This window comes from Advenella sp. (genome assembly GCF_052108595.1).
In the GTDB taxonomy this organism is placed as follows: Bacteria; Pseudomonadota; Gammaproteobacteria; order Burkholderiales; family Burkholderiaceae_B; genus Advenella.
In genome coordinates this window covers 3,233-27,863 of sequence record NZ_JBQEAU010000013.1, presented here as the reverse complement: position 1 = coordinate 27,863, position 24,631 = coordinate 3,233, and the positions used below count along the sequence as shown (strand labels likewise).

The 24,631-nt window shown below is 55.4% G+C and carries 25 protein-coding genes; 16 read left to right on the top strand and 9 right to left on the bottom strand.

All coding sequences use genetic code 11. From position 1 onward, the window contains the following. The first annotated feature begins 30 nt into the window (after positions 1-30). From ACTIKR_RS04015 to ACTIKR_RS04000, 4 genes are all read left to right on the top strand, one after another. On the top strand, positions 31-654 hold the full coding sequence (locus ACTIKR_RS04015) for a DedA family protein (protein ID WP_442327200.1): 624 nt from the start codon (positions 31-33) through the stop codon (positions 652-654). Between the two features lie 55 nt (positions 655-709). Beyond that, positions 710-1,228, top strand: a complete 519-nt coding sequence (locus ACTIKR_RS04010; RefSeq protein WP_193088941.1) for a hypothetical protein — start codon at positions 710-712, stop codon at positions 1,226-1,228. Continuing rightward, positions 1,225-1,671 (top strand): dUTP diphosphatase, encoded by a 447-nt coding sequence (gene dut / locus ACTIKR_RS04005; protein ID WP_193088940.1) that lies wholly within the window; start codon positions 1,225-1,227, stop codon positions 1,669-1,671. Before ACTIKR_RS04010 ends, dut begins: the two co-directional genes overlap by 4 nt. Positions 1,672-1,808: 137 nt before the next feature. Beyond that, entirely contained in the window at positions 1,809-2,810 is a 1,002-nt protein-coding gene (locus ACTIKR_RS04000; RefSeq protein WP_193088939.1) for a Bug family tripartite tricarboxylate transporter substrate binding protein, read from the top strand. A gap of 378 nt (positions 2,811-3,188) precedes the next feature. Here the strand turns inward: ACTIKR_RS04000 and ACTIKR_RS03995 are convergent, their stop codons facing one another. The 6 genes from ACTIKR_RS03995 to clpS all read right to left on the bottom strand — a co-directional run bounded on the left by ACTIKR_RS03995 (position 3,189) and on the right by clpS (position 10,962). Next, on the bottom strand, positions 3,189-4,346 hold the full coding sequence (locus ACTIKR_RS03995) for an ABC transporter substrate-binding protein (protein ID WP_193088938.1): 1,158 nt from the start codon (positions 4,344-4,346) through the stop codon (positions 3,189-3,191). Positions 4,347-4,439: 93 nt separating this feature from the next. Beyond that, entirely contained in the window at positions 4,440-5,096 is a 657-nt protein-coding gene (locus ACTIKR_RS03990) for a PqiC family protein (RefSeq protein ID WP_193088937.1), read from the bottom strand. Further along, positions 5,093-6,940 carry a PqiB family protein gene (locus ACTIKR_RS03985; protein WP_442327199.1) on the bottom strand — a complete coding sequence of 616 codons (1,848 nt, stop codon included), beginning with the start codon at positions 6,938-6,940 and terminating at the stop codon, positions 5,093-5,095. The genes ACTIKR_RS03990 and ACTIKR_RS03985 overlap by 4 nt, the downstream gene beginning before the upstream one ends. An 89-nt stretch (positions 6,941-7,029) precedes the next feature. After that, the gene (locus ACTIKR_RS03980) at positions 7,030-8,307 is read right to left on the bottom strand and encodes a paraquat-inducible protein A (RefSeq protein WP_193088935.1); all 1,278 of its coding nucleotides are present in this window, start codon (positions 8,305-8,307) and stop codon (positions 7,030-7,032) included. 2 nt (positions 8,308-8,309) lie between these two features. Next, positions 8,310-10,610, bottom strand: a complete 2,301-nt coding sequence (gene clpA, locus ACTIKR_RS03975; protein ID WP_193088934.1) for an ATP-dependent Clp protease ATP-binding subunit ClpA — start codon at positions 10,608-10,610, stop codon at positions 8,310-8,312. Between the two features lie 43 nt (positions 10,611-10,653). Then, on the bottom strand, positions 10,654-10,962 hold the full coding sequence (gene clpS / locus ACTIKR_RS03970) for an ATP-dependent Clp protease adapter ClpS (RefSeq protein ID WP_193088933.1): 309 nt from the start codon (positions 10,960-10,962) through the stop codon (positions 10,654-10,656). A 238-nt stretch (positions 10,963-11,200) separates the two neighbouring features. On the opposite strand from clpS, the gene ACTIKR_RS03965 reads away from it, so the two are divergent. Genes ACTIKR_RS03965 through ACTIKR_RS03955 form a run of 3 tightly spaced genes read left to right on the top strand, consistent with a single transcriptional unit; the run spans position 11,201 to position 12,379 of the window. Continuing rightward, positions 11,201-11,449, top strand: a complete 249-nt coding sequence (locus ACTIKR_RS03965; protein WP_014751120.1) for a cold-shock protein — start codon at positions 11,201-11,203, stop codon at positions 11,447-11,449. Between the two features lie 48 nt (positions 11,450-11,497). After that, the gene (locus ACTIKR_RS03960; RefSeq protein ID WP_442327198.1) at positions 11,498-12,013 is read left to right on the top strand and encodes a DUF192 domain-containing protein; all 516 of its coding nucleotides are present in this window, start codon (positions 11,498-11,500) and stop codon (positions 12,011-12,013) included. Between the two features lie 9 nt (positions 12,014-12,022). Beyond that, the gene (locus tag ACTIKR_RS03955; protein WP_193088931.1) at positions 12,023-12,379 is read left to right on the top strand and encodes a hypothetical protein; all 357 of its coding nucleotides are present in this window, start codon (positions 12,023-12,025) and stop codon (positions 12,377-12,379) included. A 92-nt stretch (positions 12,380-12,471) separates the two neighbouring features. On the opposite strand, the gene sodB is transcribed toward ACTIKR_RS03955, so the two are convergent. Together sodB and xseA are read right to left on the bottom strand one after the other, a co-directional pair. After that, positions 12,472-13,047, bottom strand: a complete 576-nt coding sequence (gene sodB, locus ACTIKR_RS03950; RefSeq protein WP_193088930.1) for a superoxide dismutase [Fe] — start codon at positions 13,045-13,047, stop codon at positions 12,472-12,474. A 50-nt stretch (positions 13,048-13,097) separates the two neighbouring features. Next, positions 13,098-14,405, bottom strand: a complete 1,308-nt coding sequence (gene xseA / locus ACTIKR_RS03945; RefSeq protein WP_442327216.1) for an exodeoxyribonuclease VII large subunit — start codon at positions 14,403-14,405, stop codon at positions 13,098-13,100. A gap of 575 nt (positions 14,406-14,980) precedes the next feature. On the opposite strand from xseA, the gene lpxK reads away from it, so the two are divergent. From lpxK to rpsT, 7 genes are all read left to right on the top strand, one after another. Further along, on the top strand, positions 14,981-16,057 hold the full coding sequence (gene lpxK / locus ACTIKR_RS03940; protein WP_193088929.1) for a tetraacyldisaccharide 4'-kinase: 1,077 nt from the start codon (positions 14,981-14,983) through the stop codon (positions 16,055-16,057). 29 nt (positions 16,058-16,086) lie between these two features. Next, positions 16,087-16,392, top strand: a complete 306-nt coding sequence (locus tag ACTIKR_RS03935) for a Trm112 family protein (protein ID WP_193088928.1) — start codon at positions 16,087-16,089, stop codon at positions 16,390-16,392. Position 16,393: 1 nt separating this feature from the next. Beyond that, on the top strand, positions 16,394-17,182 hold the full coding sequence (kdsB, locus tag ACTIKR_RS03930; RefSeq protein WP_442327197.1) for a 3-deoxy-manno-octulosonate cytidylyltransferase: 789 nt from the start codon (positions 16,394-16,396) through the stop codon (positions 17,180-17,182). A gap of 65 nt (positions 17,183-17,247) precedes the next feature. Beyond that, entirely contained in the window at positions 17,248-17,907 is a 660-nt protein-coding gene (gene adk / locus ACTIKR_RS03925; protein ID WP_193088926.1) for an adenylate kinase, read from the top strand. Between the two features lie 17 nt (positions 17,908-17,924). Next, the gene (locus ACTIKR_RS03920; protein ID WP_442327196.1) at positions 17,925-18,683 is read left to right on the top strand and encodes a 3-hydroxyacyl-CoA dehydrogenase; all 759 of its coding nucleotides are present in this window, start codon (positions 17,925-17,927) and stop codon (positions 18,681-18,683) included. 82 nt (positions 18,684-18,765) lie between these two features. Then, positions 18,766-20,379: a murein biosynthesis integral membrane protein MurJ gene (gene murJ, locus ACTIKR_RS03915; protein ID WP_193088924.1), complete on the top strand. Its 1,614-nt coding sequence runs from the start codon at positions 18,766-18,768 to the stop codon at positions 20,377-20,379. 190 nt (positions 20,380-20,569) lie between these two features. Then, positions 20,570-20,836 (top strand): 30S ribosomal protein S20, encoded by a 267-nt coding sequence (gene rpsT, locus ACTIKR_RS03910; RefSeq protein WP_193088923.1) that lies wholly within the window; start codon positions 20,570-20,572, stop codon positions 20,834-20,836. Between the two features lie 723 nt (positions 20,837-21,559). Here rpsT and ACTIKR_RS03905 read toward each other — a convergent pair. Beyond that, a complete protein-coding gene (locus ACTIKR_RS03905) occupies positions 21,560-21,859 on the bottom strand; it encodes a DUF3579 domain-containing protein (protein WP_014751133.1) in 300 nt (99 codons plus the stop codon). A gap of 292 nt (positions 21,860-22,151) precedes the next feature. Here ACTIKR_RS03905 and argF point away from each other — a divergent pair, with 292 nt between their 5' ends. Beyond that, entirely contained in the window at positions 22,152-23,102 is a 951-nt protein-coding gene (argF, locus tag ACTIKR_RS03900; RefSeq protein ID WP_193088922.1) for an ornithine carbamoyltransferase, read from the top strand. A 194-nt stretch (positions 23,103-23,296) separates the two neighbouring features. Beyond that, complete coding sequence (locus tag ACTIKR_RS03895) at positions 23,297-24,517, top strand: argininosuccinate synthase (RefSeq protein WP_193088921.1); 1,221 nt, start codon at positions 23,297-23,299, stop codon at positions 24,515-24,517. The last annotated feature ends 114 nt before the right edge of the window (positions 24,518-24,631 follow it).

Genomic DNA, 24,631 nt, shown 5'->3' with positions numbered 1-24,631 from the left:
CCGGCCCAGGCCGCGTCATCACGATCGCCAATGCAACCCTATATTGATCAGATTCTTGCATTTATCACCCTGCATCAACACTGGGCGGGGCCGGTGATCGGCCTGGTGTCGTTCGGAGAATCACTGCTGATCGTCGGGTTATTTGTCCCTGCGACCGTCATTCTGCCGCTGACAGGTATACTGATTGCCAACGGTACGCTCGAATTTACAGGGGTGCTACTGTGGGGAATAGCTGGCGCCATCCTGGGCGATGCCGTTTCCTACTGGATCGGCAATGCCTACGGCCCCGCCCTGCTCAAAAGCGGCGCCTTGCGCAAACGCCGACGCTCGGTCGCGCGTGCCCGTCTGCTGTTTTACCGATATGGCTTTCTGGCAGTATTTGGCGGTCGCTTCATGGGTGCATTCCGCTCGCTTATCCCCGGCATGGCTGGCATAATGAAGATGCCACAGGGGCGATTTCAGCTGGCCAATGTGCTTTCCGGAGTGATCTGGTTCCCATGGCTGCTCTTGCCCGGGTATCTTGGCGTGCGCGGAGCCGATGCGCTGGGCGCCTCAGGCAGCGCCGCCATATTAGCGATACTAGCAGTCGTGTGTATTATCGTTATCGTTTCAAGACGAAGGCGAACTGTGCGTCAGCCGCTGAACAAGCAGTGAGGCCGGCGCAGCAGAACGCAGCTATCCACGCAGTGACAGCCAATGGAGCGCAACAATGAATATGGACTACCGCGAACCCAGAAATGGCGACTTCGCCTTCTATGTAGAAGAACTGAGTCGCCATTTTGATATGAAGGAACAGGCAGTGAACCCGGACTTTTCTTCGGGCTTTCCCTCGCAGTTGGTTAATACGACAGCGCAAGGCAACAGCAAAGCGGCGCAAGCCGGGCCACCACGCAACACTGCTGCCGGGACGGCGACTGCGACCAGTCGCCAGGCTGATATCGACTTTCCCGTGCCACCTAGCGGCAAGCAGCACACAGGGTTTGAAACCAGGCCTGCAGCACCGGCAAAGAAAAAAGGGCCGTCTTTTCCCCTTGCCCTGGTGGCCGGATTGATTGCCGTGGCTGTTTTTATCCTGGCCAACAATACCGACCCTGGCGGCGGTCTGGACATGGACGGCATGCGCTGGCCGCTGATCTTCATTCTGGTGATTCTATTTATTATTTTCAGGCGGATCCGCAATGCCGCCAAACGATTTCCCACTTCGGTCAAAGCCAAAAAACAAACATGAAACTTGATGTCAAAATTTTAGACGAGCGCATGCGCGACCAGTTACCAACCTATGCCACTACCGGTTCGGCCGGGCTGGATTTGCGTGCCTGCGTCGATCAGGAGCAAACCCTGGCGCCCGGCGCCTCGCTATTGGTGCCCACCGGTATTTCCATTTATTTGCAGGATCCTCGCTATGCGGCCATGATTTTGCCACGCTCGGGTCTGGGGCATAAAAGCGGAATCGTGCTGGGCAATCTGGTCGGACTGATCGATGCCGACTATCAGGGTCCCTTGATGGTGTCGGTCTGGAACCGCAGCCAGACGCCGTTTGTCTTAAAACCCATGGAGCGCATCGCGCAACTGGTCGTCGTACCCGTCATGCAGGTCTCGTTCAATGTCGTCGAGCAATTTACACAAAGCGAACGCGGCGCAGGCGGTTTTGGCAGTACCGGCAGCCACTGATACGGCTGCAGCATTGGTCGGCACCGTATGATGCCCATCGTATTCCAGAGCATGGACGCTGGCAGTCCGTACCCGTGAATAGGCTGGAGTGATCTGCTTATACGAGGCCGGCCCCCCTTATTTTCCAGGAAAAAGTAATGAATCAGACAAAACGAACGCTGTTAAAAAGCGCACTGGCCACCCTGATGGGTGCCACCCTGCTGCAACCGGTCATGGCTCAGGAAAAATCGTATCCGAGCAAGCCAATTACCTTTGTTGTGCCGTATTCTCCCGGTGGCCCGCTCGATGGCGTGGCACGTCTACTGGCCGAACATGCGGGCAAGACGCTAAAACAAACCATTATTGTGGAGAACAAACCGGGTGCAGGCGGCAATATCGGCGCAGGCATGGTCGCTCGCGCCAAGCCTGATGGCTATTCCATCGTCATGGGCGCGGTCGCCACACACGCCATCAACCCGTGGCTGTACAAAAGCCTGAGTTACGATCCGGTGAAGGATTTCGAACCCGTATTGCTGGTATCTGAAGTACCCAACGTGCTGGTGGTGAGTACGGCATTCTCGGACAAAAACAATATCAAGGATGTTGCATCGCTGCTTGAATACGCCAAAAGTAATCCCGGCAAGCTCAATTACGCTTCGGGCGGCAATGGCAGCGCAGGTCATCTTGCCGGCGAACTGCTCAAGCAGCGTACCGGCATTGATGCGGTACACGTCCCCTATCAGGGCGCCAGCCCCGCCAAGCTCTCGCTGCTGTCGGACCAGACCCAGTTTATGTTCGATAACCTGGCCTCTGCCCTGCCCCTGGTCAATGACGGCAAGGTGCGCGCCCTGGCGCTGACCACCAAAGCGACATCGGACATCATGAAAGATGTGCCGACAATGGAAGCGTCCGGCATCAAGGATTTTGATATCAGCACCTGGTTCGGTATTTTTGCCACAGGCGGCACACCAGATGCTGTCGTCAACACATTGCACCAGGCGTTTGCCACCGCCATGCAGGACGAAGCTGTCAAGAAACAACTGCTGACCATGGGTTCGGATACCCAACCTTCCGCTCCCGAGGAGTTTGCCGCGAAGGTCAAAAGTGAAATGGCAAAATACAAGGAGATTGTCAAAATCTCCGGCGCAACAGCGCAGTAATAAAATGGTGCCTGACTTGCGAGGATGAAGATTTGCAATAGTCAGCATTGCAACAGGCACCACAGCAATTATCACCTGGCATCACACTTGCAATCAGTCATGTGTGATGCCAGTTTGCTATCTGGCCTCAGGCAGGCAGTCAAGTATGACCGACAATACGCACGATCGAATCAGGCCGGATGCAGGTCCTTGCCGCTCACCTCTGGCAGAGGCGTCCGGCACCCAGATCCAGGCTTGAGGCACTGGCCGCATTAACGGTGCCAACTTCTGGCAAGAAAAAGGACCGCATTCTGTTTTGCACAAAGATACAGTCCCTGCTCACGATCAACTCACGCTCAACGGCTTGCGCCGCGCCTTACAACACCGTCACGTTCTGCATTATTTGTCTGCCGCATACTGGAAACGGCCGTCCTCAATTTTTCCCATGACACGGGCCCGATCATCAAAGCCCTGGTGATCCTTGGCTGAAATATTCAGTACGCCATTGGGGACAATGAGCTCTTTGGTCGATTCAATGGCATCGCGCAAGGCGCTACGAAACTGCGGTGTACCCGGCTGGACGTTGTGCTGCAGCGCCTGCTTCACTGCCTTGTCCAGCAACATGTACGCCCCCCAGGCGTCGCCGGCAAACTGCGTGGCTGAATTGGCGCCGTATTTGGCTTCATATTTTTCTGTAAATTCGCTGGCCACTTTCTTGACCGGGTTGGTATCGGGCAACCCTTTGGCGACCACACCCGGACCGGTAGGAAACAAGGTCCCTTCTACATCCTTTCCGCCCACTTGCAAAAACTCCAGCGTACCAATGCCATGGGTCTGATAGATCACTCCTTTGTAGCCGCGTTGCTTGAGCGTTTTTCCAGGAAGTACGGCGGGCGTGCCGGAACCGGCAATCAGAATGGCATCGGGCCTGGCGGCCATCAGCTTGAGCACCTGCCCGGTTACCGACGAATCGGTCCGCTGATACGACTCGCGGGCAACCACATCAACCTTGCCGGCAGCCAAGTTGGAAAATTCCTTCCACCAGTTTTCTCCGTAGGAATCGGCATAACCGATAAAAGCGATTTTCTTGAAGCCTTTCTTGACCATGTCCTCGACCAGCACCTGGGCCATCAGGCTGTCATTCTGCGGCATCTTGAAGGCCCAGTGGCGCCCCGGATCATCTGGTGGCGTCACAATGGCGGCTGACGCGGCCAGGGCGATCATGGGCGTTTTCGTTTCCTTCAGAACGTCCAGAATCGCCAGCGCAGCCGCGGTCGTATTGGGCCCCACCAAAATATCGATTTTGTCTTCCGAGGTCAGCTTGCGGGCGTTTCGTACCGCTTTGCTGACATCGGTCCCATCGTCAAGTACGATATATTTGGCAGGCTCGCCGCCCAGCGTTTTGGGCCACAGGTCAATCGCATTGCGCGACTGAATGCCAATGGCCGCCGCCGGGCCGGTACTGGAAAGGCTAATGCCCACGGTCACGTCCGCAAAAGCCAGTGGCGTGAGCGTTACGGCAAGCAGGCCGACAAGAACGGTAGTCTTCAATTTCATGGATAAACCTCTGGAAAAACAATGTATCCTGCGGTGCCGCACATTTGCGCAACAGTTTGGGGCCCGACAGGCAACGCAAGAAGTGGCTGCATTCTAACCCGAATGACATCCCAGCGACTGAATCTGGCCGCCGTCAGTCGCGCTTACCTGGGTATGACCATCGATGGCCCCTGCAATCACATCGGACAACAGGGCCAGCGCCTGCGACTGACTATGCACCAATGCATCCACACCACTGCCGGCCTGAACCTGGATCCTGGTCTGGCAGACGCGGGACGACTGCGCCCCCATGCGCACCGGGTTGATGCGCCAGGTGGCGTCAATCACTGCCGCTTTGTTCAGAATCATATCAAAGCGGTGAAAGGTGACCTGTATCAGCCAAACCGGCAGCTTCTGTTCACTGCCGGTAATGCCCTGGATATTGATTGCCCCAAGACGGCTCACCAGGTTCGACGATAGTGTTTTCTGGATTTCATCCTGCAACGAACCCGCCCAGCGGGATCCATTGAGCGGGACCACGGCCGACGAATCGGTTGAACTGCGAATCATCAATTGCGGTTTGTCCACGACATCGGGAATGGTCACATCATGGATATTGACGCCGTATCGGGCCGCGCCCTGCGCACTGGCCGGATCGCTGGCGGCCAACGTGTAATATTGCGTGGGCGCAGAAGCGCAGGCGCCGAGCATGGCGGTGACGGCGACCAACGCCAATGGTCGCAGAGCTGCGGACAAATTACGCATTATCATTGACTTTCCTTGAACGGGATATTGTCTTGCGAACGACCTCGGATCAGCGAGCTGGGCTCAGCCTGAAGATAGTCGCCCAGGCTGCGAATGGACTTGGCCGCCCGCGACAGTTCCTTGATCATGCTATTGAGCTGCAGCATGACCGGGCTCTCGTCGGCTACAACGCCGCGAACGCTGCCCATGGTTTTATTGACGCCATCCAGCGAACGACCGGCCTTCTGCACCGTCGTGGTCAGCGCCGGCACCATCGTGGTATCCAGCGTACGGGCCAGTTTGGATATGCTTTGCAGGGTCTCGTCAAGCGAATGACCGATAGAGTCTATCGGCAGGTTTTTCAGTTTTTCGACGATGACATTCAGTTGCTGCTGCAGTTCGTCAAAGCTGCCGGGCACGGTGGCAATTTCCACAGGCTGCGTGTTCACGTCGGGAACCGGCGGCTTTTTGGCCATTTCCGGGAAATAGTCCAATGCCACATACAGCTGGCCGGTAAAGATGTTGGCAAAACGCAGTTGCGCCTGGATGCCGCTGCTGACAAACTCCTTGAGCGCCACGTCATGAAGCGCTTGGCCATTTTTATCGCGCCGCTGTCCTTCCGGTATCGCTGCGCCCAGGCGATTTTCATAGATCACGCCGTCGACAATCACCGTGGTTTTCTTGGTGGCAATATCAAACTCCATGGAAATATTCTTAACTTCTCCCAGAAGAATACCCTTGAAATCGATGGCAGAGCCTGTCTGCAATCCCCTGACCGACTTGTCGAACTTCATGCGTATCGGAAAAGCAAGCCCATCGGGCCTGGCCAGAGCCTTGTCTTCTGTCGGATTCAGTACAAATCGGGTCCCGTCAGGCGCCGGCTCGGGCTGCGCCTTTTCGTCGACAAGCGGCAACTGGCCGAATGAAATCCCGCCGGCCAGCACGGAAACCAGCGACTGGGTTTTCAGATTGAGTCCGCCCGCATTCAAGGACAGGTCAACGCCGCTGGCATTCCAGAAGCGGCTGTCTTTGGTGACAAAGCGATCATAGGGTGCGTCAATGAAAATCTGGACTTCAACGCCTTTGCCATCCTTGCTGAGCGTGTAGTTGATCACCTGTCCGACCTCCAGGCGGCGATATAGAACCGGCGAGCCCAAGTCTAGGGAATTGAGGCTGGGAGCGGTAATGGTAAACCGTTTGCCGGGCCGGCCGCTGATCAGTTCAGGCGGCTTTTCCAGTCCAATGAACTCATTGCGATATTCTGCCTCGCTCTGATGCGAATCGTCGATATCCACGCCGATATAGGCGCCGGAAACCAGCGTGCCCAATCCGGACACGCCACTGGCTGCCAGGCGAGGCTTGACCACCCAGAACCGGGCCCCTTCGCGCATCAGAAAGTCGGCGTTCTGCTTGAACGATACCTTCACGAGCACCGAGTTGTGGTCATCGGTCAGGGTAATGTCGGTCACGGTGCCCACCACCACATCCTTGTACCGCACCTGGGTCTTGTCGATTTCCAGGCCCTCTGCCGTTTTGAAGGTCACAGTCGCAACCGGCCCCTGCTGCATATAGTCACGCACCAGCAGTGACAATCCGATGACCGCTGCAATGAGGGGCACCAGCCAGATCCACGAGATATTTTTATTTTTCTTTTGCGTAATGACCGGCGCTTTGGAGATGACCGGATTAGGCTGATTGGATGACGCGTCCTGGCCACCTGCCTGCGAATTTTCCTGAGCCCAGCCGCCATGGCCTTGTGCCGCCGCACCTGCTGCTCCCCCGGAGGCAGGTGTTTGGCGGTCTGCCTGCGTCGCGTCGCTTTGCGACGGGCGCTCGGAGGAGTCCGACGGTGGCAGATCTTTTTCAGACATATGATGCTCCTGCCGACAACTGGTTCAGTAAACTATGCATTCTATAGAATAAACGGAGATCCGTTCCTGTTTGTTCCGCAATAAGGCCACTAAGAAAAGGTGGGCGCAGTGGGTGCCGGCTGATAGTCGGGCTGTTCGATATTGTCATCGACCTGATCCCAGCCCTTGCGTATGTCGAAATTCATGGTCGCAAACATGGTAACGACCACAACCATACCAAAGGCAGCGGCACCGACATCGGGTCTGACCGACATCAGAGAACCGAAATTGACTAGTGATGTCAACAGGATAACCACGAAGACATCCAGCATGGACCATTGACCGATCAGTTCCACTGTCTGATACATGCGCGTGTACCGCATCATCGTATCACGACGACCCTGGGCCGAACGACCGATCAAAATACCCAAAATGACAATTTTTGTCAGCGGCACCACAAAGCTGGCGACAAAAACAATCAGCGCCAGGTCCCAGGAGCCTAGATTCCACAACTCCAGGATACCGCCCAGAATGGTATGGGAAGCGGTGCCGCCCAACACAGTGGTGTTGATCATAACCGGATAGAGGTTGGCCGGAAAGTACAGAATAATGGCGGTAAGCAGAATGGCCAGCGTGCGCGTCTTGTGCGCCGGCTTGCGAAAATGCACATGATTATGACAGCGCTGACACGACGCCTCTGGTTCCGTGCTCATGGTGATCTGGCCACATACCTCGCAGTCCAGAGGCAACTGCTGCTGATCAATGGTCACCGGTATGTTCTTTACGGCGCCATCCTGTTCGGCCAGCAGCCAGACCCGCTCGGAAGTGAGCTTGCTCAGGCCGGTAAGCAGAAATGTGAGCGCGGCATAAGCCCACAAGCCGGCCCCGGGCGTGAGCGAGGCCATGTCGGCCAGTTTGACGATAGCCACCAATGCGCCAAGCATGAATACCGGGACCATCGCCCACGGCCGCACCAAATGCAGCCAGCGGCTCAGTTGATTGAGTCCCGGCGCACGCCGACCCTTGCGTGAAAACGCCAGGAGCCAAGTCAGAATCAGGACGTCCAGCAACGGCATCAGAAAGCCGGTGGCAAAACACATGATGGCGACACTAGGATAGCCGGCGCGCCAAGTGGCAGCAACCGCTTCCAGGAAAGTCGAACTGCTTTTGAGCCCGACTGCCGAGATGGTGCCCACCGGCATAAAACTGGCAATGATAAAGGCGATCAGCGCAGTCAGGACAATGGCCAGCCAGGCCGAACTGTTGAGCACCCCCTGGGACCACAAGACCGTACCGCAACGAACGCAAGAAGCGCGCTGGCCCGAGACCAGCGCGCTTCTTTCATGCAGTTGCCCGCAATGATGGCAGGCGATGTAATTGCCCGTCATGCTCAGGAGACCAGCGCTTCTTCCTCAGAATCCTTTTTTTCCTTCGGGTCGGAATCATTGAAAGTGAGCGTGACTTCGTCCTTGTCATCAATATCGACATAGACCGACCCGCCGTTTGCCAGACGACCAAACAGCAGTTCGTCAGCCAGGGCACGGCGGATCACGTCCTGGATCAGTCGTTGCATGGGGCGCGCACCCATAAGCGGATCAAAGCCTTTTTTGGCCAGATGCTGACGCAGGCTATCGGTGAAGGTTGCCTCCACCCGTTTGGCCTGCAACTGCTGCTCAAGCTCAATCAGGAATTTGTCTACCACGCGCATGATAATGTCTTCGGACAACGAAGCAAACGGAATGATGGCATCCAGCCGGTTACGGAACTCCGGCGAGAACATGCGTTTGATTTCGGCCATCTCGTCGCCGCTCTGGCGGCTGTCAGCAAAACCGATAGAACGCCGATTAAGCAATTCAGCCCCGGCATTGGTGGTCATGATGACAACGACGTTGCGAAAATCCGACTTTCGACCGTTGTTATCGGTAAGCACGCCGTGATCCATGACCTGCAGCAGGATATTGAAAATATCCGGATGGGCCTTTTCAATCTCGTCCAGCAACAACACACTGTGAGGCTGCTTGTTGACCGCTTCGGTCAGCAGACCACCCTGGTCAAAACCGACATAACCAGGAGGCGCACCGATCAAGCGCGATACCGCGTGGCGTTCCATATACTCGGACATATCGAAGCGAATCAGCTCGACACCAAGAATGAAAGCCAATTGTTTGGCAACCTCGGTCTTGCCCACGCCCGTGGGTCCGGAAAACAGGAACGAACCGATAGGCTTATCGGGTTTGCCCAGACCTGAGCGCGACATCTTGATCGCAGAAGCCAGTGCCGTGATGGCCGTATCCTGGCCAAAAACCACTGTTTTCAGATCGCGATCCAGCGTCGCCAGCTTGTTGCGATCGTCCGTGCTGACCGATTGCGGCGGAATCCGTGCCATTTTGGACACGATATTTTCAATATCGGCCTTGCCAATGACTTTTTTCTGCCGTGACTTGGGCAGCAGCCGCTGGGCCGCGCCACTCTCGTCCAGTACGTCTATGGCTTTGTCCGGCAAATGACGGTCATTGATATGTTTGGCCGACAGCTCCGCCGCCGCGGTAATGGCGGCCGCCGAATAGCGAACATGATGATGCTCTTCGAATTTGGATTTGAGACCGCGCAAAATAAGGATCGTCTGCTCAACCGTCGGCTCGCTGACGTCGATTTTCTGAAAACGGCGCGAAAGCGCGTGATCTTTTTCGAAAATACCGCGATATTCCTTATAGGTGGTCGCCCCCATGCAACGCAGCGCGCCCGAGGATAACGCCGGTTTAAGCAGGTTGGAGGCATCCATGGTGCCGCCAGAGGCAGAGCCGGCGCCAATCAGCGTATGAATTTCGTCGATAAACAACACCGCATCGGGCTGGCTGGCCAGCTGTTTGAGCACGGCCTTCAGACGCTGCTCGAAGTCGCCCCGGTATTTGGTGCCGGCCAGCAATGAACCCATGTCCAGTGCATAGACGCGGGCCTTGGAGAGAATCTCAGGCACATTGCCCGTAGAGATGCGCAGCGCAAGGCCTTCGGCAATCGCGGTTTTGCCCACGCCGGCCTCACCGACCAACAAGGGATTGTTTTTGCGGCGCCGGCACAGGATTTGCACCACGCGCTCAATTTCACTGTCCCGCCCGATCAGCGGATCGATTTTGCCGGCCTTGGCCAGCGCATTCAAATCAGAGGCGTACAGCGCAAGCGGCGACTTATTCTCTTCGGGCTCGCCGGACTGCGGCTCGGCAGGCGCAGCGCTTTCGTCTGGCGACGGTGCCGCAGACTTGGTGATGCCGTGGGAAATATAGTTAACCACATCCAGGCGTGTCACGTTCTGCTCCTGCAGATAAAACACGGCATGGGAATCTTTTTCGCTGAAAATGGCGACCAGCACATTGGCGCCGGTGGCCGGGCTTTTCGCATTGCCATTGGAGGAGACATGCATGATGGCCCGCTGAATGACTCGCTGAAAACCCAGAGTTGGCTGCGTATCTACTTCATCGGAGCCGCCCACGATGGGCGTATTGGCGTCGATAAAGGCGCGCAGTTTGCTGCGCAACTGTTCGATATCGGCGTCGCAGGCGGTCAGCACCTCCCTGGCGGCCGTATTGTCCAACAGTACCAGCAACAGGTGTTCGACGGTAATAAATTCGTGGCGTGCCGAACGCGCATCCACAAATGCCATATGAAGTGTCACTTCGAGTTCTTGAGAAATCACAATTTCCTCCGTCTAAACAACTGCCCTGGAAATGCCAGGACCATTACAAATCCACGGGTTCCATCACGCACTGCAATGGGTGCTGATGGGAACGCGCGTACTGCGCAACCGTTGCCACCTTCGTGGCGGCAATATCTCTGGTATAAACGCCACACACTCCCTTGCCATCATGATGTACTTTTAACATGATCACCATGGCTTCTTCTTCGGTTTTCGAAAAAATCTTTTGTAAAACCGAAACCACGAAGTCCATCGGGGTGTAATCGTCGTTTAGCAGTAACACCTGATACATGGGTGGGGGCGCCAATTTTGCCTTTTGCGCTTCAGTGACAATGCCTGACTGCTGAGCCATACCAAACCTGCTTAAGAAAGTCTTTATATTGATACTTTATACGATATTTCAAGTGGTGTTGTTTATGAACCCCAGAATTATCGGTAATTTCCACTATTGACTCACATAATATTAATCCGCATCATTTATTTATACTGAAAAATAGTATCCACAAAGCTGTTTCAGTATCTTTTCGGCAGATGACGCGTCACCGGTCATTTGCCATGGGTTGGTAAAATCTTGAGCAGAGGCTGTAAGAATGTCAGAAACAACAGAAACATCAGTCCCGGAAGAAGGCGGTAACAAACAGACCGGGACCGTGAAATGGTTTAACGATGCCAAAGGATTCGGTTTCATTACACCCGATGGCGGCGGCGAAGACCTTTTTGCCCACTTTTCGTCTATTCAGATGAATGGATTCAAAACACTCAAAGAAGGTCAGCGCGTTACTTTCGAAATTGCACAAGGTCCAAAAGGGCAACAGGCGCTTAATATAATGGCAGCATAGCCTGTATAATTACAGACTATGTCCATACCCCTGCCCGCATCAAGGTTCTTGCGGTTAGCGTTTATTGCGGGCTGCACCATCCTGGCAGGCCTATTGCTGGCCCCACGGATTGCTGTCGCCCGCGTTTCCATTTCCGGCCCTTCTGGTGCCGGCGCTTCTGCCGCAAACATCTCATTGCAGATCAACAACAACGCAATCACAGCCGAAGTGGCCGACACCGAACCGTTGCGCACCAAAGGGTTGATGCATCGCAAAACGCTGGCACACGACCACGGAATGCTTTTTGTGTTTGCCGACGACCAGCCCCGCTGTTTCTGGATGAAAAACACCCTGATCCCGCTTTCCATCGCCTTCTTGGACAGGCATGGCACCATTGTCGCCCTGGATGAAATGCAGCCGCACAGCGAGGTGCCTCACTGTTCCGGTGCAGATGCCCGATACGCACTGGAGATGAACCATGACTGGTTTCGTAGCCACCACATCCAGGTCGATGATAATATCAAGGCTGTCATACCGGACACCCTGCCCGCTGCAAAAGATGGCGTGCCGGCAACACTACAGTAAAGGTTATTTATGAAAGGAATCAGGATCGCCCTGCTGGGAAGCTGCATAAGCTTGCTTGCTGGGTGCGCAGGCATTACGCTGCCCGAATATCACAAACCGGCCATTGAACGAGATTCGGACATTCAGCCCAAACAACTGGCCAACTGCATCATCAATGGCTGGAAAGGCCCCTATCCTGCCGCCAATTTGACAGAGTCCGATGCCGACTATTATTTTGGCGCCATTCCAGGACCGGATGCGCCCAAAGCAAAAATCAGCGTCACGCCGCGTTCTCTTGATTCCAATTCAGGGTCGCGCGTTACCCTGCGGGTGGCACAAGGCACGTCGGCAGACATCGTGACCATTGTCGAGCAATGCATGCGCTGACGAGCAATGCTCCGCAGCCAAAAAGAAACCGCCAGTCATTAACTGCACTGGCGGTTTTTTTTCATGCAAGGACGAATCCCTGCCTGGCGTTATCAACCCAGATTTTTACTGGCAAAATCCCAGTTGGCCAGCTTCCAGAAAGATTCCAGATATTTGGGGCGCGCATTGCGATAGTCAATGTAGTATGCGTGCTCCCAGACATCACAGGTCAACAGTGCAACGTCGTCTGTCGTCAGCGGTGTTTTGGCATTGCTGGTATTGACGATATCGAGTGAACCGTCTGTTTTTTTCACCAGCCAGGTCCAGCCTGAGCCAAAGTTGCCTGCAGCGGCTTTGTTGAATTCTTCCTTGAACTTGTCAACACTGCCCCATTTTTTGTTGATGCCTTCGAGCACGGCACCTGACGGTTCGCTGCCACCAGGAGTCAGGCTGTTCCAGTAGAACGTGTGGTTCCAGATCTGCGCTGCCTGATTGAACATCACGCCATCGGATTTTTTCACGATCTCTTCCAGGCTGGCATTTTCGAATTCTGTACCAGGGATCAGTTCGTTCAGCTTGTCAACGTAGGCCTTATGATGTTTGCCATAGTGGTATTCGAGCGTTTCTTTAGAAATTGTGGGAGCAAGTGCATCCATTTCATAGGGAAGTGGAGGTAAGCTGTGTGCCATGTAGATCTCCTTGTCAAAGTGAAAAAGGTCTTCTGATGATACCTTAAATTCTAGCTGCGATCGGGAATGACCCTGACTTGCTGCGTACCTTTCTCCAGTTCCACCTTCAGGGTCTGTCCATCATGCAGCGCGCCGGGGTCGCGCTGCACATGCCCTGCTTCATCATAGACGATGGCGTAACCGCGTCCCAGCACAGCACGTGGATTTATGGTTTCAAATTGCGTATGCGTGCGCTCAAAACGGCGCTGGGTTTGGCTAATGACGCGGTCTGTCGCACGATCCAGGCGCGCCATCAGGGTTGCAACCCGGTTTCTCGCGTGCGTCACCTGGGGCGCAGTGTGTTCCAGCGCCTGGGTCAGCATGGCGACCCGGTTCCTTTTATGAGTCAAGCCGGTTCGCAAACTGCCATCAAGCTGCCTGACCGCATGCACGACGCGCACCCGATCGGCACGGATCTTCTGCGCCGGCGACACCAGCCGGCCCGTCAGACGATCTAGCCGCAAGCTGTAATGCTCCAGCATACGTTGCTGATGCCGTGACAGCCTGCCGGTCAAACCGGCAATATCATTCAGGATATCCTGCCGCGGCCGGCAAACCAACTCTGCGGCGGCGGTGGGTGTGGGCGCGCGCAGGTCTGCGACAAAGTCGGCTATCGTAAAGTCGGTTTCGTGCCCCACGCCCGAAACCACCGGAATCCGGCTAGCCGCAATCAGCCGGGCCAGCGCTTCATCGTTGAAACTCCACAGGTCTTCCATACTGCCGCCGCCACGAACCAGCAGCAAGACGTCTACTTCATTGCGCATCTGGGCCTGCGCCAGGGCACTCATGATTTCGGTGGCGGCATCCCTGCCCTGTACCGTGGTCGGATAGATCACGATGCTCACATGCGGCGCCCGGCGAGTGAGTGCGCTGAGCACATCCTGCAAGGCGGCTGCGCCGAGCGAGGTGATGACGCCGACGCGACGGGCAAATGCCGGCAACGGGCGTTTGCGAGACGCATCCAGCAGGCCTTCTTGCTGAAGGCGCGCGCGAATGGCCAGAAATTGCTCATACAAATTGCCCTGTCCCGCCCGGCGCAGCGACTCCACCTGCAACTGATAATCCCCGCGAGGTTCATACAGCGTCACGCGGGCACGTACGTCGATCCGATCACCCGACGCTGGCACAAAATCAAGCTGCGTCGTCTTACCGCGAAACATGACGGCACGCACCGACGCGCGATCATCCTTGAGGGTGAAATACCAGTGGCCGGACGAGGCCCGGACAAAGTTAGAGATCTCGCCCGTAACCCACAGCGTGGGCACGCCTTGTTCAAGCAGCCGGCCGACGCGCCGGTTCAGTTGAGCGACCGATAACATTTTTTCGCTTGACAAGGCGTCGTAATTTTCCTGATTTTCCAAAATTCCAATTCCAAACTGTCCACAAAAATTAAAAATCAAGAGCCTGGGCTTTTTTCCGGCGCATTACAATGGCTTCCTGATTTGATTTCTGAGAAATATCTCGTATCTTATTGAATTTAAACAAAATTAAATATTTCAATTAAATTGCACAATGATTAAGCAAACAAGCCCGGCACTTGTGTAGATACGCCATTACAGCATCTTATTCACAGAATTATCCACAGAAAATGTGAGTAGTTACATTTGCCCATTTTGGCACCACCGTCAACTGCAGATTTTGTGCATTGCATGATTTGCCCGCGCCTGTCAAGACCGGCGATTTGTGCAATCGATCATCAGCGCAAACGCCGGCCCACTCAAAAAGCAATATTCGGATTTGATGCAATAATGTTCATGATATCCGGCGCCATCGATGACGATGGACCGCGATCGGTCCGAATGACCATCGCTGGCTCGAGAAGCCATTTTTCGGCACAAGAAACAAGTACACTGGCCGTTTCCGATTTTACCGGACGCCAGTCATATATCCGACCATGGTACTGAAAAAAAACGCTGACCTGACCGACACCCTGCTGCGCCAATGGCAAAGCGGCGGGCCGCTGTCCAACATACTGCTGCCGCTGTCATGGATCACGCGCCTGGCCGTTGCCATCCGGACAGGACTCTACAGGCACGGTCTGAAAAAACCGAATCGCCTGCCGGTCCCGGTCATCGTCGTAGGCAATATTTTCGTTGGCGGCACCGGTAAAACCCCATTTGTTCTGAGCCTGATCGCTGCATTGCGGCAACGTGGCTGGCAGCCTGGCGTGGTCAGTCGCGGCTATGGCATTAACGTCGGTCCCGAACCTCGCCATGGCTACGGCGCCCAGGTCGACGCCACCTACTTGGGCGATGAACCCTCCATGCTTGCACACGCCGCGCCTGTCGCGATACACCCGGACCGGGCGCGGGCTGCACGTTGCCTGCTGCAACAGTATCCGGACACCACGGTCATCATCGCCGACGATGGCCTTCAGCATCTGGCCCTGGGGCGTGATATCGAGATCGCTGTGCAAGACAGCCGCGGCATCGGCAATGGCCGCCTGCTGCCTGCAGGCCCGTTGCGCGAACCCGCCACAAGACTGGCATCGGTTGATTATCTGGTAATCAATATCCCTGCAGATGAACCCGTTGCAAAGCTGCCGCCAGACAAAGCCGACCGAAGCGAACAGCGCAAGCCGCGGCAGGTGACCATGCAATTGCACCCGACCCGCATGCTTCATTTGCGCTCCGGTCAAAGCATGCCGCCAGCGCAATGGACGGCTGCGCACCGGGGACAGCGCATTGCTGCCATTGCGGGCATCGGTCATCCGCCACGATTTTTCAGGACACTGGCGCATGCTGGTATCGCCGTGCATCAGTCCATTGCCTTTCCCGATCACCACGCCTATTCGGAGACCGAGATTCGGGCCATTGATGCCGACGTGATCCTGATGACGGCCAAGGACGCAGCCAAATGTGCGGCCATGCAGGACGAGCGCCTGTGGAGCATGGAGGTCGCCCCCCGGTTTTCCGATGCAGTTTTTTTTGACCGAATCACCGAACAACTCAAATCATTACCGGTATACTGACCCATTCAACCGATTACACCACACTTACTATGGACACGCATTTTCTCAAGCTCCTCGTCTGCCCGCTGTGCAACAGCCCCCTGCGCCATGACCAGAGTGAGCAGGAACTGATCTGTCAATACGACCAGCTGGCCTACCCGATCAGAAACGGCATACCCATTATGCTCAAAGAAGAGGCGCGCGCGCTCAGCCAGAATCACGGCGCATCGGCAGCAACGGCTCGTCCCCAGGACATCCGCCCGAGCGAATCCGCCGCAGAACCGGCGCCAAAGCAGACTGGCAGCAAGACAACCGCGCCCCAATCCAGATCGGCCACGCCCGGCGGCAAAGACTAATATGGCAGGTTTTATCGTTATAGTGCCGGCCCGCGCCGCTTCTACCCGGCTGCCCGGTAAAATGCTGGCCGATATCGGCGGCCTGCCCATGGTCGTGCGTACTGCCCAGCAGGCGGCACGCTCTGCGGCCAGCCAGGTTTACATTGCCACCGATGATCCGCACATCGCCGACGTTGCGCGCCACCACGGCTATACGCCTTTGCTTACCCGTGCCGACCATCCGTCGGGTACCGACAGGCTGGCCGAAGTAGTTGCGCAGCTGGCACTGCCGGATGATCAGGTCATCGTTAACGTTCAGGGTGATGAGCCCTTGATCGAACCGGACATCATCAACCTGACGGCAGGGGATCTGCTAGCCCACAGCACGGCCGCCATATCAACCTGCGCCTATCCGCTGGCTGGCCAGCAGGATTTTTTCAATCCGAATATTGTCAAGGTGGTTTGCTCGACTGACCAGTACGCGCTGTATTTTTCCCGGGCACCCATCCCTTGGGCACGCAACCATTTTGCTGCCGATAGCCCCTGTTCCGGGACCGAGCCATCCGCATTGCCTACAGGTTTTCCCGCATTGCATCATATTGGGTTATACGCTTATCGTAGCGGGTTCCTGAAAATTTTCCCGTCCCTCAGTCAGGGGCCGCTGGAAACCTTCGAGTCGCTAGAACAGCTCCGGGCACTGGAGCACGGGTTCCGTATCCACGTGCTGGTGACCACCAGCGCGCCCATGCCGGGCGTCGATACACAGGAAGATCTCGAACGAGTTCGCGGTTTTTACCGCAACTCGGTTTAATTTTGCAATGCATCATATAAAATAGCATTCCGTCAGTAACACATAACAACATCCAGGAGGGATCCATGCGTCTCATTTTGTTAGGGCCACCAGGCGCAGGCAAAGGCACTCAGGCAACTTTTATCACCCGGAAATACGGTATTCCGCAAATTTCCACGGGCGACATGTTGCGTGCAGCGGTCAAAGCCCAAACTCCTGTCGGCCTCGAAGCGAAACAAGTGATGGATAATGGCGGACTGGTGTCCGACGACATTATCATCCGGCTGGTCAAAGACCGCCTGCTTGAAGATGACTGCAAAAAGGGTTACCTGTTTGATGGTTTTCCACGCACCATTCCACAAGCCGATGCATTAAAAAATGCCGATATCGGCCTGGATTACGTCATTGAAATCGATGTTCCCGAAGAGGACATCATCGAGCGCATGAGCGGGCGTCGTGTACACCCCGCCAGCGGACGCACCTATCATCTGCGGTTCAATCCACCCAAAGTGGAAGGCAAGGACGACCTGACCGGCGAAACTCTGGTACAGCGCGATGACGATCAGGAAGAAACCGTCAGAAAGCGTCTGGAAGTCTATCGTAATCAGACTCGGCCCCTGGTCAAGTACTATTCCGACTGGGCCGCACAGAATGACCCCAAGGCGCCGCAATATGTCCATATTTCAGGGGTAGGCAAGGTGGAAGAAATTACCCGCCGTATCGAACAAGCGTTGAACCAATCCTAACATCGCGAGGAAAGTAAATGGAAATCAGGGATAAAGTTTTTATCGTCACCGGCGGTGCATCGGGCCTTGGCGCCGGCACGGCAAGAATGCTGGTCGAACAAGGTGCACAGGTTATTATTGCCGATGTTCAGGACGAGCCGGGCCAGCAGCTTGCCAGCGAACTGAACCAGCAATACGTACACTGTGACGTTACTCTTGAAGAAGACGCGAGCGCCGTCGTGAACGCCGCCACGGCTGCCGGAAAGCTGGTCGGCCTGATCAATTGCGCCGGCATCGCGCCTGCTTCGCGTACAGTTGGCAAAACCGGGCCGCACCCCCTTGATCTTTTCCAGAAAGTCATCGCTGTGAACCTGATCGGTTCATTCAACATGTTGCGCCTGGCTGCACACGCCATGAACAGCAACGAGCCGGAACCCACAGGGGAACGCGGCGTCATCATCAACACGGCATCGGTGGCTGCCTATGAAGGGCAGATCGGCCAGGCCGCCTATTCGGCCTCAAAAGCCGGTGTCGTCGGCATGACATTACCCGTTGCCCGCGATCTGGCCCGCTCGGGCATCCGCTGCAACACCATCGCTCCCGGTATTTTCGGCACGCCCATGATTTTTGGCATGCCCCAGGAAGTGCAGGATTCGCTGGCGGCAAACATCCCCTTTCCGTCACGCCTGGGAACACCGCAGGATTACGCCAAATTGGTCTATAGCATCATTACCAACGAAATGATCAACGGCGAGACCATTCGGCTTGACGGCGCCATCCGGCTTGCGCCAAAATAATTTTTACTGTCATCCCGATCACAGGCACGTGAGTTCGCCAAAGGCGTAATATTCACGTGCCTTGTTTTTTTCTGACAATTCCATGAGCCTTTTACGGTCTGCCGCCACCATCAGCGGCCTTACCTTGCTGTCGCGCATCTCGGGCCTGGCCCGCGATATTCTGGTTGCCCGAACCTTCGGCGCCAGCCCGCTGACCGACGCGTTCTGGGTTGCATTCCGGATCCCCAACCTGTTGCGCCGCCTGTTTGCGGAAGGCGCTTTCTCCCAGGCATTCGTGCCGATTCTTGGCGAAGCGCGTAACCGGCACGACCAGGACAAAGTCAAGGTGCTGCTGGATCACGTATTTATCGTACTGCTTTATGCCCTAATGCTGATCACCGTCCTGGGCATTATCGCTGCGCCATGGGTTGTTACCGCGATGGCCACCGGGATGTCCCACGCATCCACTGATACCGCGTTTGAATCCGCTGTATGGATGACGCGGGTGATGTTCCCGTATATCCTGTGCATGTCGCTGGTCGCCTTTGCCTCTGCCGTGCTCAACACCTGGAGCCGGTTTGCCATCCCGGCGTTCACGCCCATCCTGCTCAATCTGTCGATGATCTTGGCCTGCGTGCTGTTTACGGACATGTTTACCACGCCCGTTTACGCCCTGGCTGTAGGCGTCATGCTTGGCGGTGTCGCCCAGTTGATCATGCAATGGGTAGCCCTGGCAAGGCTGGGACTGACTCCCCGGTTTTCATTGAATGTCAAAAACGCCTGGGCCGATCCGCTGGTGCGCAGGATCATCCGCCAGATGGGACCGGCGACACTGGGCGTGTCGGTCGCCCAGATCTCTATTCTGATCAACACCAATATTGCAACCTGGTTGCCCGCCGGCAGCGTCACCTGGCTCTCGTTCGCCGACCGGCTGATGGAATTTCCCACCGCCCTGCTGGGGGTTGCGCTGGGGACAGTGCTATTGCCCAGCCTGTCGGCTGCACACAGTAAACAGGATACTCAGGCCTATAGCCATCTGCTAGATTGGGGCCTGAAACTGGTACTGCTGCTCGGATTGCCCGCCGCCCTGGGGCTGGCGCTGGCTTCGGACGCGCTGGTTGCCACCCTGTTCAATTATGGCGCCTTCAATGCCGCCGACGTACAGCAAACCCGTCTGTCGGTCATGGCATATGCGGTCGGGCTGATCGGCATTCTGGCCGTCAAGATCCTGGCGCCTGGTTTCTACGCAAAACAGGACATTCGGACACCAGTAAAAATCGCCATTGGCGTACTCATTTTTACGCAAATCATGAATCTGATTTTTGTCCCGTTTATCCACCACGCCGGCCTTGCGCTGTCCATCGGACTGGGCGCGACGGTGAACGCACTATGCCTGCTGGTGGGGCTGCGCCGCAAGAACATTTACCAGCCTCACGCTGGATGGCTGGCCTTTTTCGTAAGACTGACGCCCGCCGTGGTCGCACTGGCCTTGTGGATTCTGTTTTTGCAGCAATATATGAGCTGGACCGCCCTGACTCCTGGCACCATCAACACATGGATCAACGGCGCACTCGCGCAGCTATTGCCCGCGCATGTGACCTTTACCCTGTCGCGCCTGCTGACATTGATTACCCTGCTGGTTTCCTGCGGGCTGGTCTACTTCGCTGCGCTGTTCCTGGCGGGGTTTCGGCCAGCCGATTTCACGCGCCGTCGCTGACAGCGCCAATGCCCGTGCCGACCACGACACATCGGATCACGGGCCGCCAGCGCGGGATTGTTGTTGTCCTGAGCGCACAAATCTGTAAAAATGCGGCGTAAACCAGTGTTTTTGCACAGATTTCTTGCATACCACGATGAATATGCTAAACTACCAGACTTTGCTGAATTAACTTAATTAAAGAACTACCATGGCCAATACTGCACAAGCACGCAAACGTGCACGTCAATCCGTTGCTCGTAACAAACACAACTCCAGTCTGCGCTCACTGCTGCGCACGTCTGTCAAACGCGTACGTCAGGCAATTGACGCCGGCGACCAGACTGCCGCAAACGAAGTGTTTGCCAAGGCAACCAGCGTCATTGATCGCGTAGCCGACAAAAAAATTATCCATAAAAACAAAGCTGCCCGTCACAAAAGCCGCCTGTCTGCTGCAATCCGCTCAATCAGCGCCTGATCTGCATCTCTGGCAGTACCTTGCCGGGGCAGGATAAGCGATAGCGCGCACCAGCCGCATCGCGCCAAATACCGGCAAGCCTCACGGTTTGCGTCAATGGTAATCATAAAGCGTGGCTTTGGGCCGCGCTTTATGCTTTGTCGACTTTCGGTAATATACCGATATACGCTCACGCCCCCAAGCCATTGCCTCGCCATTGAGTTAAATTGCGTTTTCTGTCCAACAGTCTTCGTTCGCGACAGCCTATGCACGCCTGACGATTCCTGGAACGTGAGGCCCAAGCCACTTCGTACCGGCTGCGACACTTATTGAATACAAAATACGCCCGGGCCCCTGGCAAAAAGGCCCTGCGCGGACCGACCATGCGTCACATGCCCGTGTCCAGGCCGACCGGTACAATTTGCCTACAGACAACTTGCTCGCAATACGAACGCAAATCGCTATCTTCGTCTGCCGCACCCTACTCCCGACCATCGTCACACTCAGTGCGCATTGCGGATATTTTTCCGCTCGCAGCGCTCAGAAACTGACATGACATACGCAGACGCTGCCAGGACATACGCCGATATCCCCCGGAAAAACCGCCGATGCTGCCTGGATAATGCGACACCCAACCAGCCACAAGCTACGCGCGCAGCATCCACCCCCTTATCTAAAGGGGTGGGTCTAATTACGAGAACGGGTCAGACAAATCTGGAATAAAAGGGAGAAATCGAAAGACAATCAGCGTGTCCGTTCGGACGTTTTGAGCTTGTTATCTTTGGCAAAGTCAGCGACAAATTTCCAGGCCAGGGGCTCGAGTTCGCGCAGGCGAAAGTCAACAATCACACATTTGACGCCATCAATGATATTGGGCACAACATAGGGCGAATAGGTAATGTGATTTCCCGGGCCAACATTGCCGCCGGGGCGAAAGTGCGACATCACGCCGGCGAGCCTTTCCGCCCAGTCGCTCGGGCGAAAGCGCTGGCCTTCTTCGGTCACTCCGTGGATAATTAATTGTTGCACTTCAATTATCTTCAAGAAAAAGTCTCTTGCGATAAAAACCGTCAGAGAACAAAGATATACTAAAGACAGAATTGTATATGATAGCGTCTGGCGGCACCGGCAATTTGCCGGGTTATATGAAAGAAACAACAGATATATCCCGGTGCCGGAACACGCCCATTCCCTCTCAAGACAATCGCCTGGCGTCTCCTGCACGGAGTGCCGCCGGGAGCCATATTTTGTTTTTCTTTTTCCTGTTTACTACGGGTTTTCTGTTTTATTTGTTTACCTGTTTATTTGTTTACGTTAGCGACTGAATCATCCTGCCATGACAACCTTGCAATCGACCGGCCCGATGCGGCATTTCCTGCAGATCAAAGACTTTACTTCTGACGAACTCCTCTACGTGCTCAATCGCGCGCTGATCATCAAAAGCAAATTCAAGCGATACGAGCCGCATATGCCGCTGCACGATCGTACGCTGGCGATGGTTTTTGAAAAAGCCAGCACCCGCACCCGAGTATCGTTTGAGGCCGGCATGTACCAAATGGGCGGTTCGGTGATTCACCTGACCACCACAGATTCGCAACTGGGTCGCGCCGAACCGATAGAAGATACGGCACGCGTGATTTCTCGGATGGTCGATATCATCATGATTCGTACCTTTGAACAGACGCGTATCGAGCGCTTTGCCGCCCACTCGAGGGTACCGGTCATCAACGGACTGACCAACGAATTTCATCCCTGCCAGATCCTGGCCGATATCCTGACTTATATGGAGCATCGCGGCGCCATCAAGGGCAAAACCGTTGCCTGGATTGGCGACGCCAACAATATGGCCTATACCTGGATTCAGGCAGCCCAATTGCTGGGGTTCAAAATGCATGTCTCGGCCCCTAAAGGTTACCGCCTCGAAGAAGACCGGATTGCAGGCGTTTCCAGCGATGTGCTGGAACAGTTTGACGACCCGGCCGCCGCATGCCGCGGCGCCAGTCTGGTTACCACCGATGTGTGGACCAGTATGGGCTACGAAGAAGAAAACGAAAAACGCAAACGTGCATTCAAAAACTGGCAGGTCAACAGCCAGCTCATGCAGGCTGCGCAATCGGACGCGTTGTTCATGCATTGCCTGCCTGCGCACCGTGGCGAAGAAGTCACCGGCGAGGTGATTGACGGCCCGCAAAGTGTCGTCTGGGACGAAGCTGAAAACCGTCTGCATGCACAAAAGGCTCTGATGGAATTTCTGCTGCTCGGACGATTGCCCGACGTACAAGCCTGAGACTGCCAGCAATCATGAAACGCGTTAAAATACCGTCTATGCGTCGCATCTGATCACGCGCAGCAGCAAAGGTTTCATGGCAATATCTGCCACAAGCCCCTGATGCAGTGTTACGCGCTGCCGGACATCCGGCGGCCCGCCTCAGCCCGACATCCGCGCTATTTCTCACAACCTGCTAAATATACGAGTTCCTAATGAGCGAAGTCAAAAAAGTTGTTCTCGCCTACTCCGGCGGTCTTGATACCTCTGTCATTCTGAAATGGCTGCAAGATACCTATCAGTGTGAAGTCATTACATTTACCGCCGATATCGGACAAGGCGAAGAGCTTGAGCCCGCACGCCGCAAGGCTGAAAAATTCGGCATCAAGCCCGAGAACATTTTTATTGACGATTTGCGCGAAGAATTCGTGCGTGATTTCGTTTTCCCCATGTTTCGCGCCAATGCAGTATACGAAGGCGAATATTTGCTGGGCACCTCCATTGCCCGCCCGCTGATCGCCAAACGCCAGATCGAAATTGCCAATCAGGTCGGCGCCGATTCCGTATCACATGGCGCAACCGGCAAAGGCAACGACCAGGTTCGTTTCGAACTAGGCTATTACGCGCTGAACCCCGCCATCAAGGTTATTGCGCCATGGCGCGAGTGGGACCTGCTGTCGCGCGAAAAACTGCTGTCCTACGCTGAAAAAGCAGGCATCGAAATCGACATGAAACACAAGAATGGGGGCGCACCCTATTCCATGGACGCCAATCTGCTGCATATCAGCTTCGAAGGCCGCCATCTGGAAGACCCCAAGGCCGAAGCCGAAGAAAGCATGTGGCGCTGGACGGTCTCTCCCGAACAGGCTCCCGATACCCCGGAATATGTGGATCTGGAATACGAACGCGGCGATATCGTCGGCATCAACGGCGAAAAGCTCACGCCGGCCCAGGTGCTGACCAGACTGAACGAACTGGGTGGCAAGCATGGCATCGGCCGTCTTGACCTGGTCGAAAACCGCTATGTCGGCATGAAGTCCCGCGGATGTTACGAAACACCGGGTGGCACCATCATGCTGCGCGGACATCGCGCCATCGAGTCCATTACCCTTGACCGCGAAGTCGCCCATCTGAAAGACGACCTGATGCCCCGCTATGCAGCTTTGGTCTATAACGGATATTGGTGGTCTCCGGAGCGCAAGGCGCTGCAGGTGCTGATTGATCACTCTCAACAGTTCGTCAATGGCTGGGTACGCCTGAAACTATACAAAGGCAATGTTTACACCGTCGCCCGTGATTCAAAAGATACCTTGTTTGACAAAACCATTGCTACCTTTGACGATGATGGTGGTGCATACAACCAGGCGGACGCGGGTGGCTTCATCAAGCTGAACGCGCTGCGTATGCGCATTGAAACCACAGCTGGCCGTAAATAAATTACTGCGCCCTGTTATGAACTGACCGCCGGCTTTGCCGGCGGTTTTGTTTTATCTGCACGATTGCCCGGAGCAGCCGGGCGATTGCCAACAAAAAGCGCAGTACATATACCG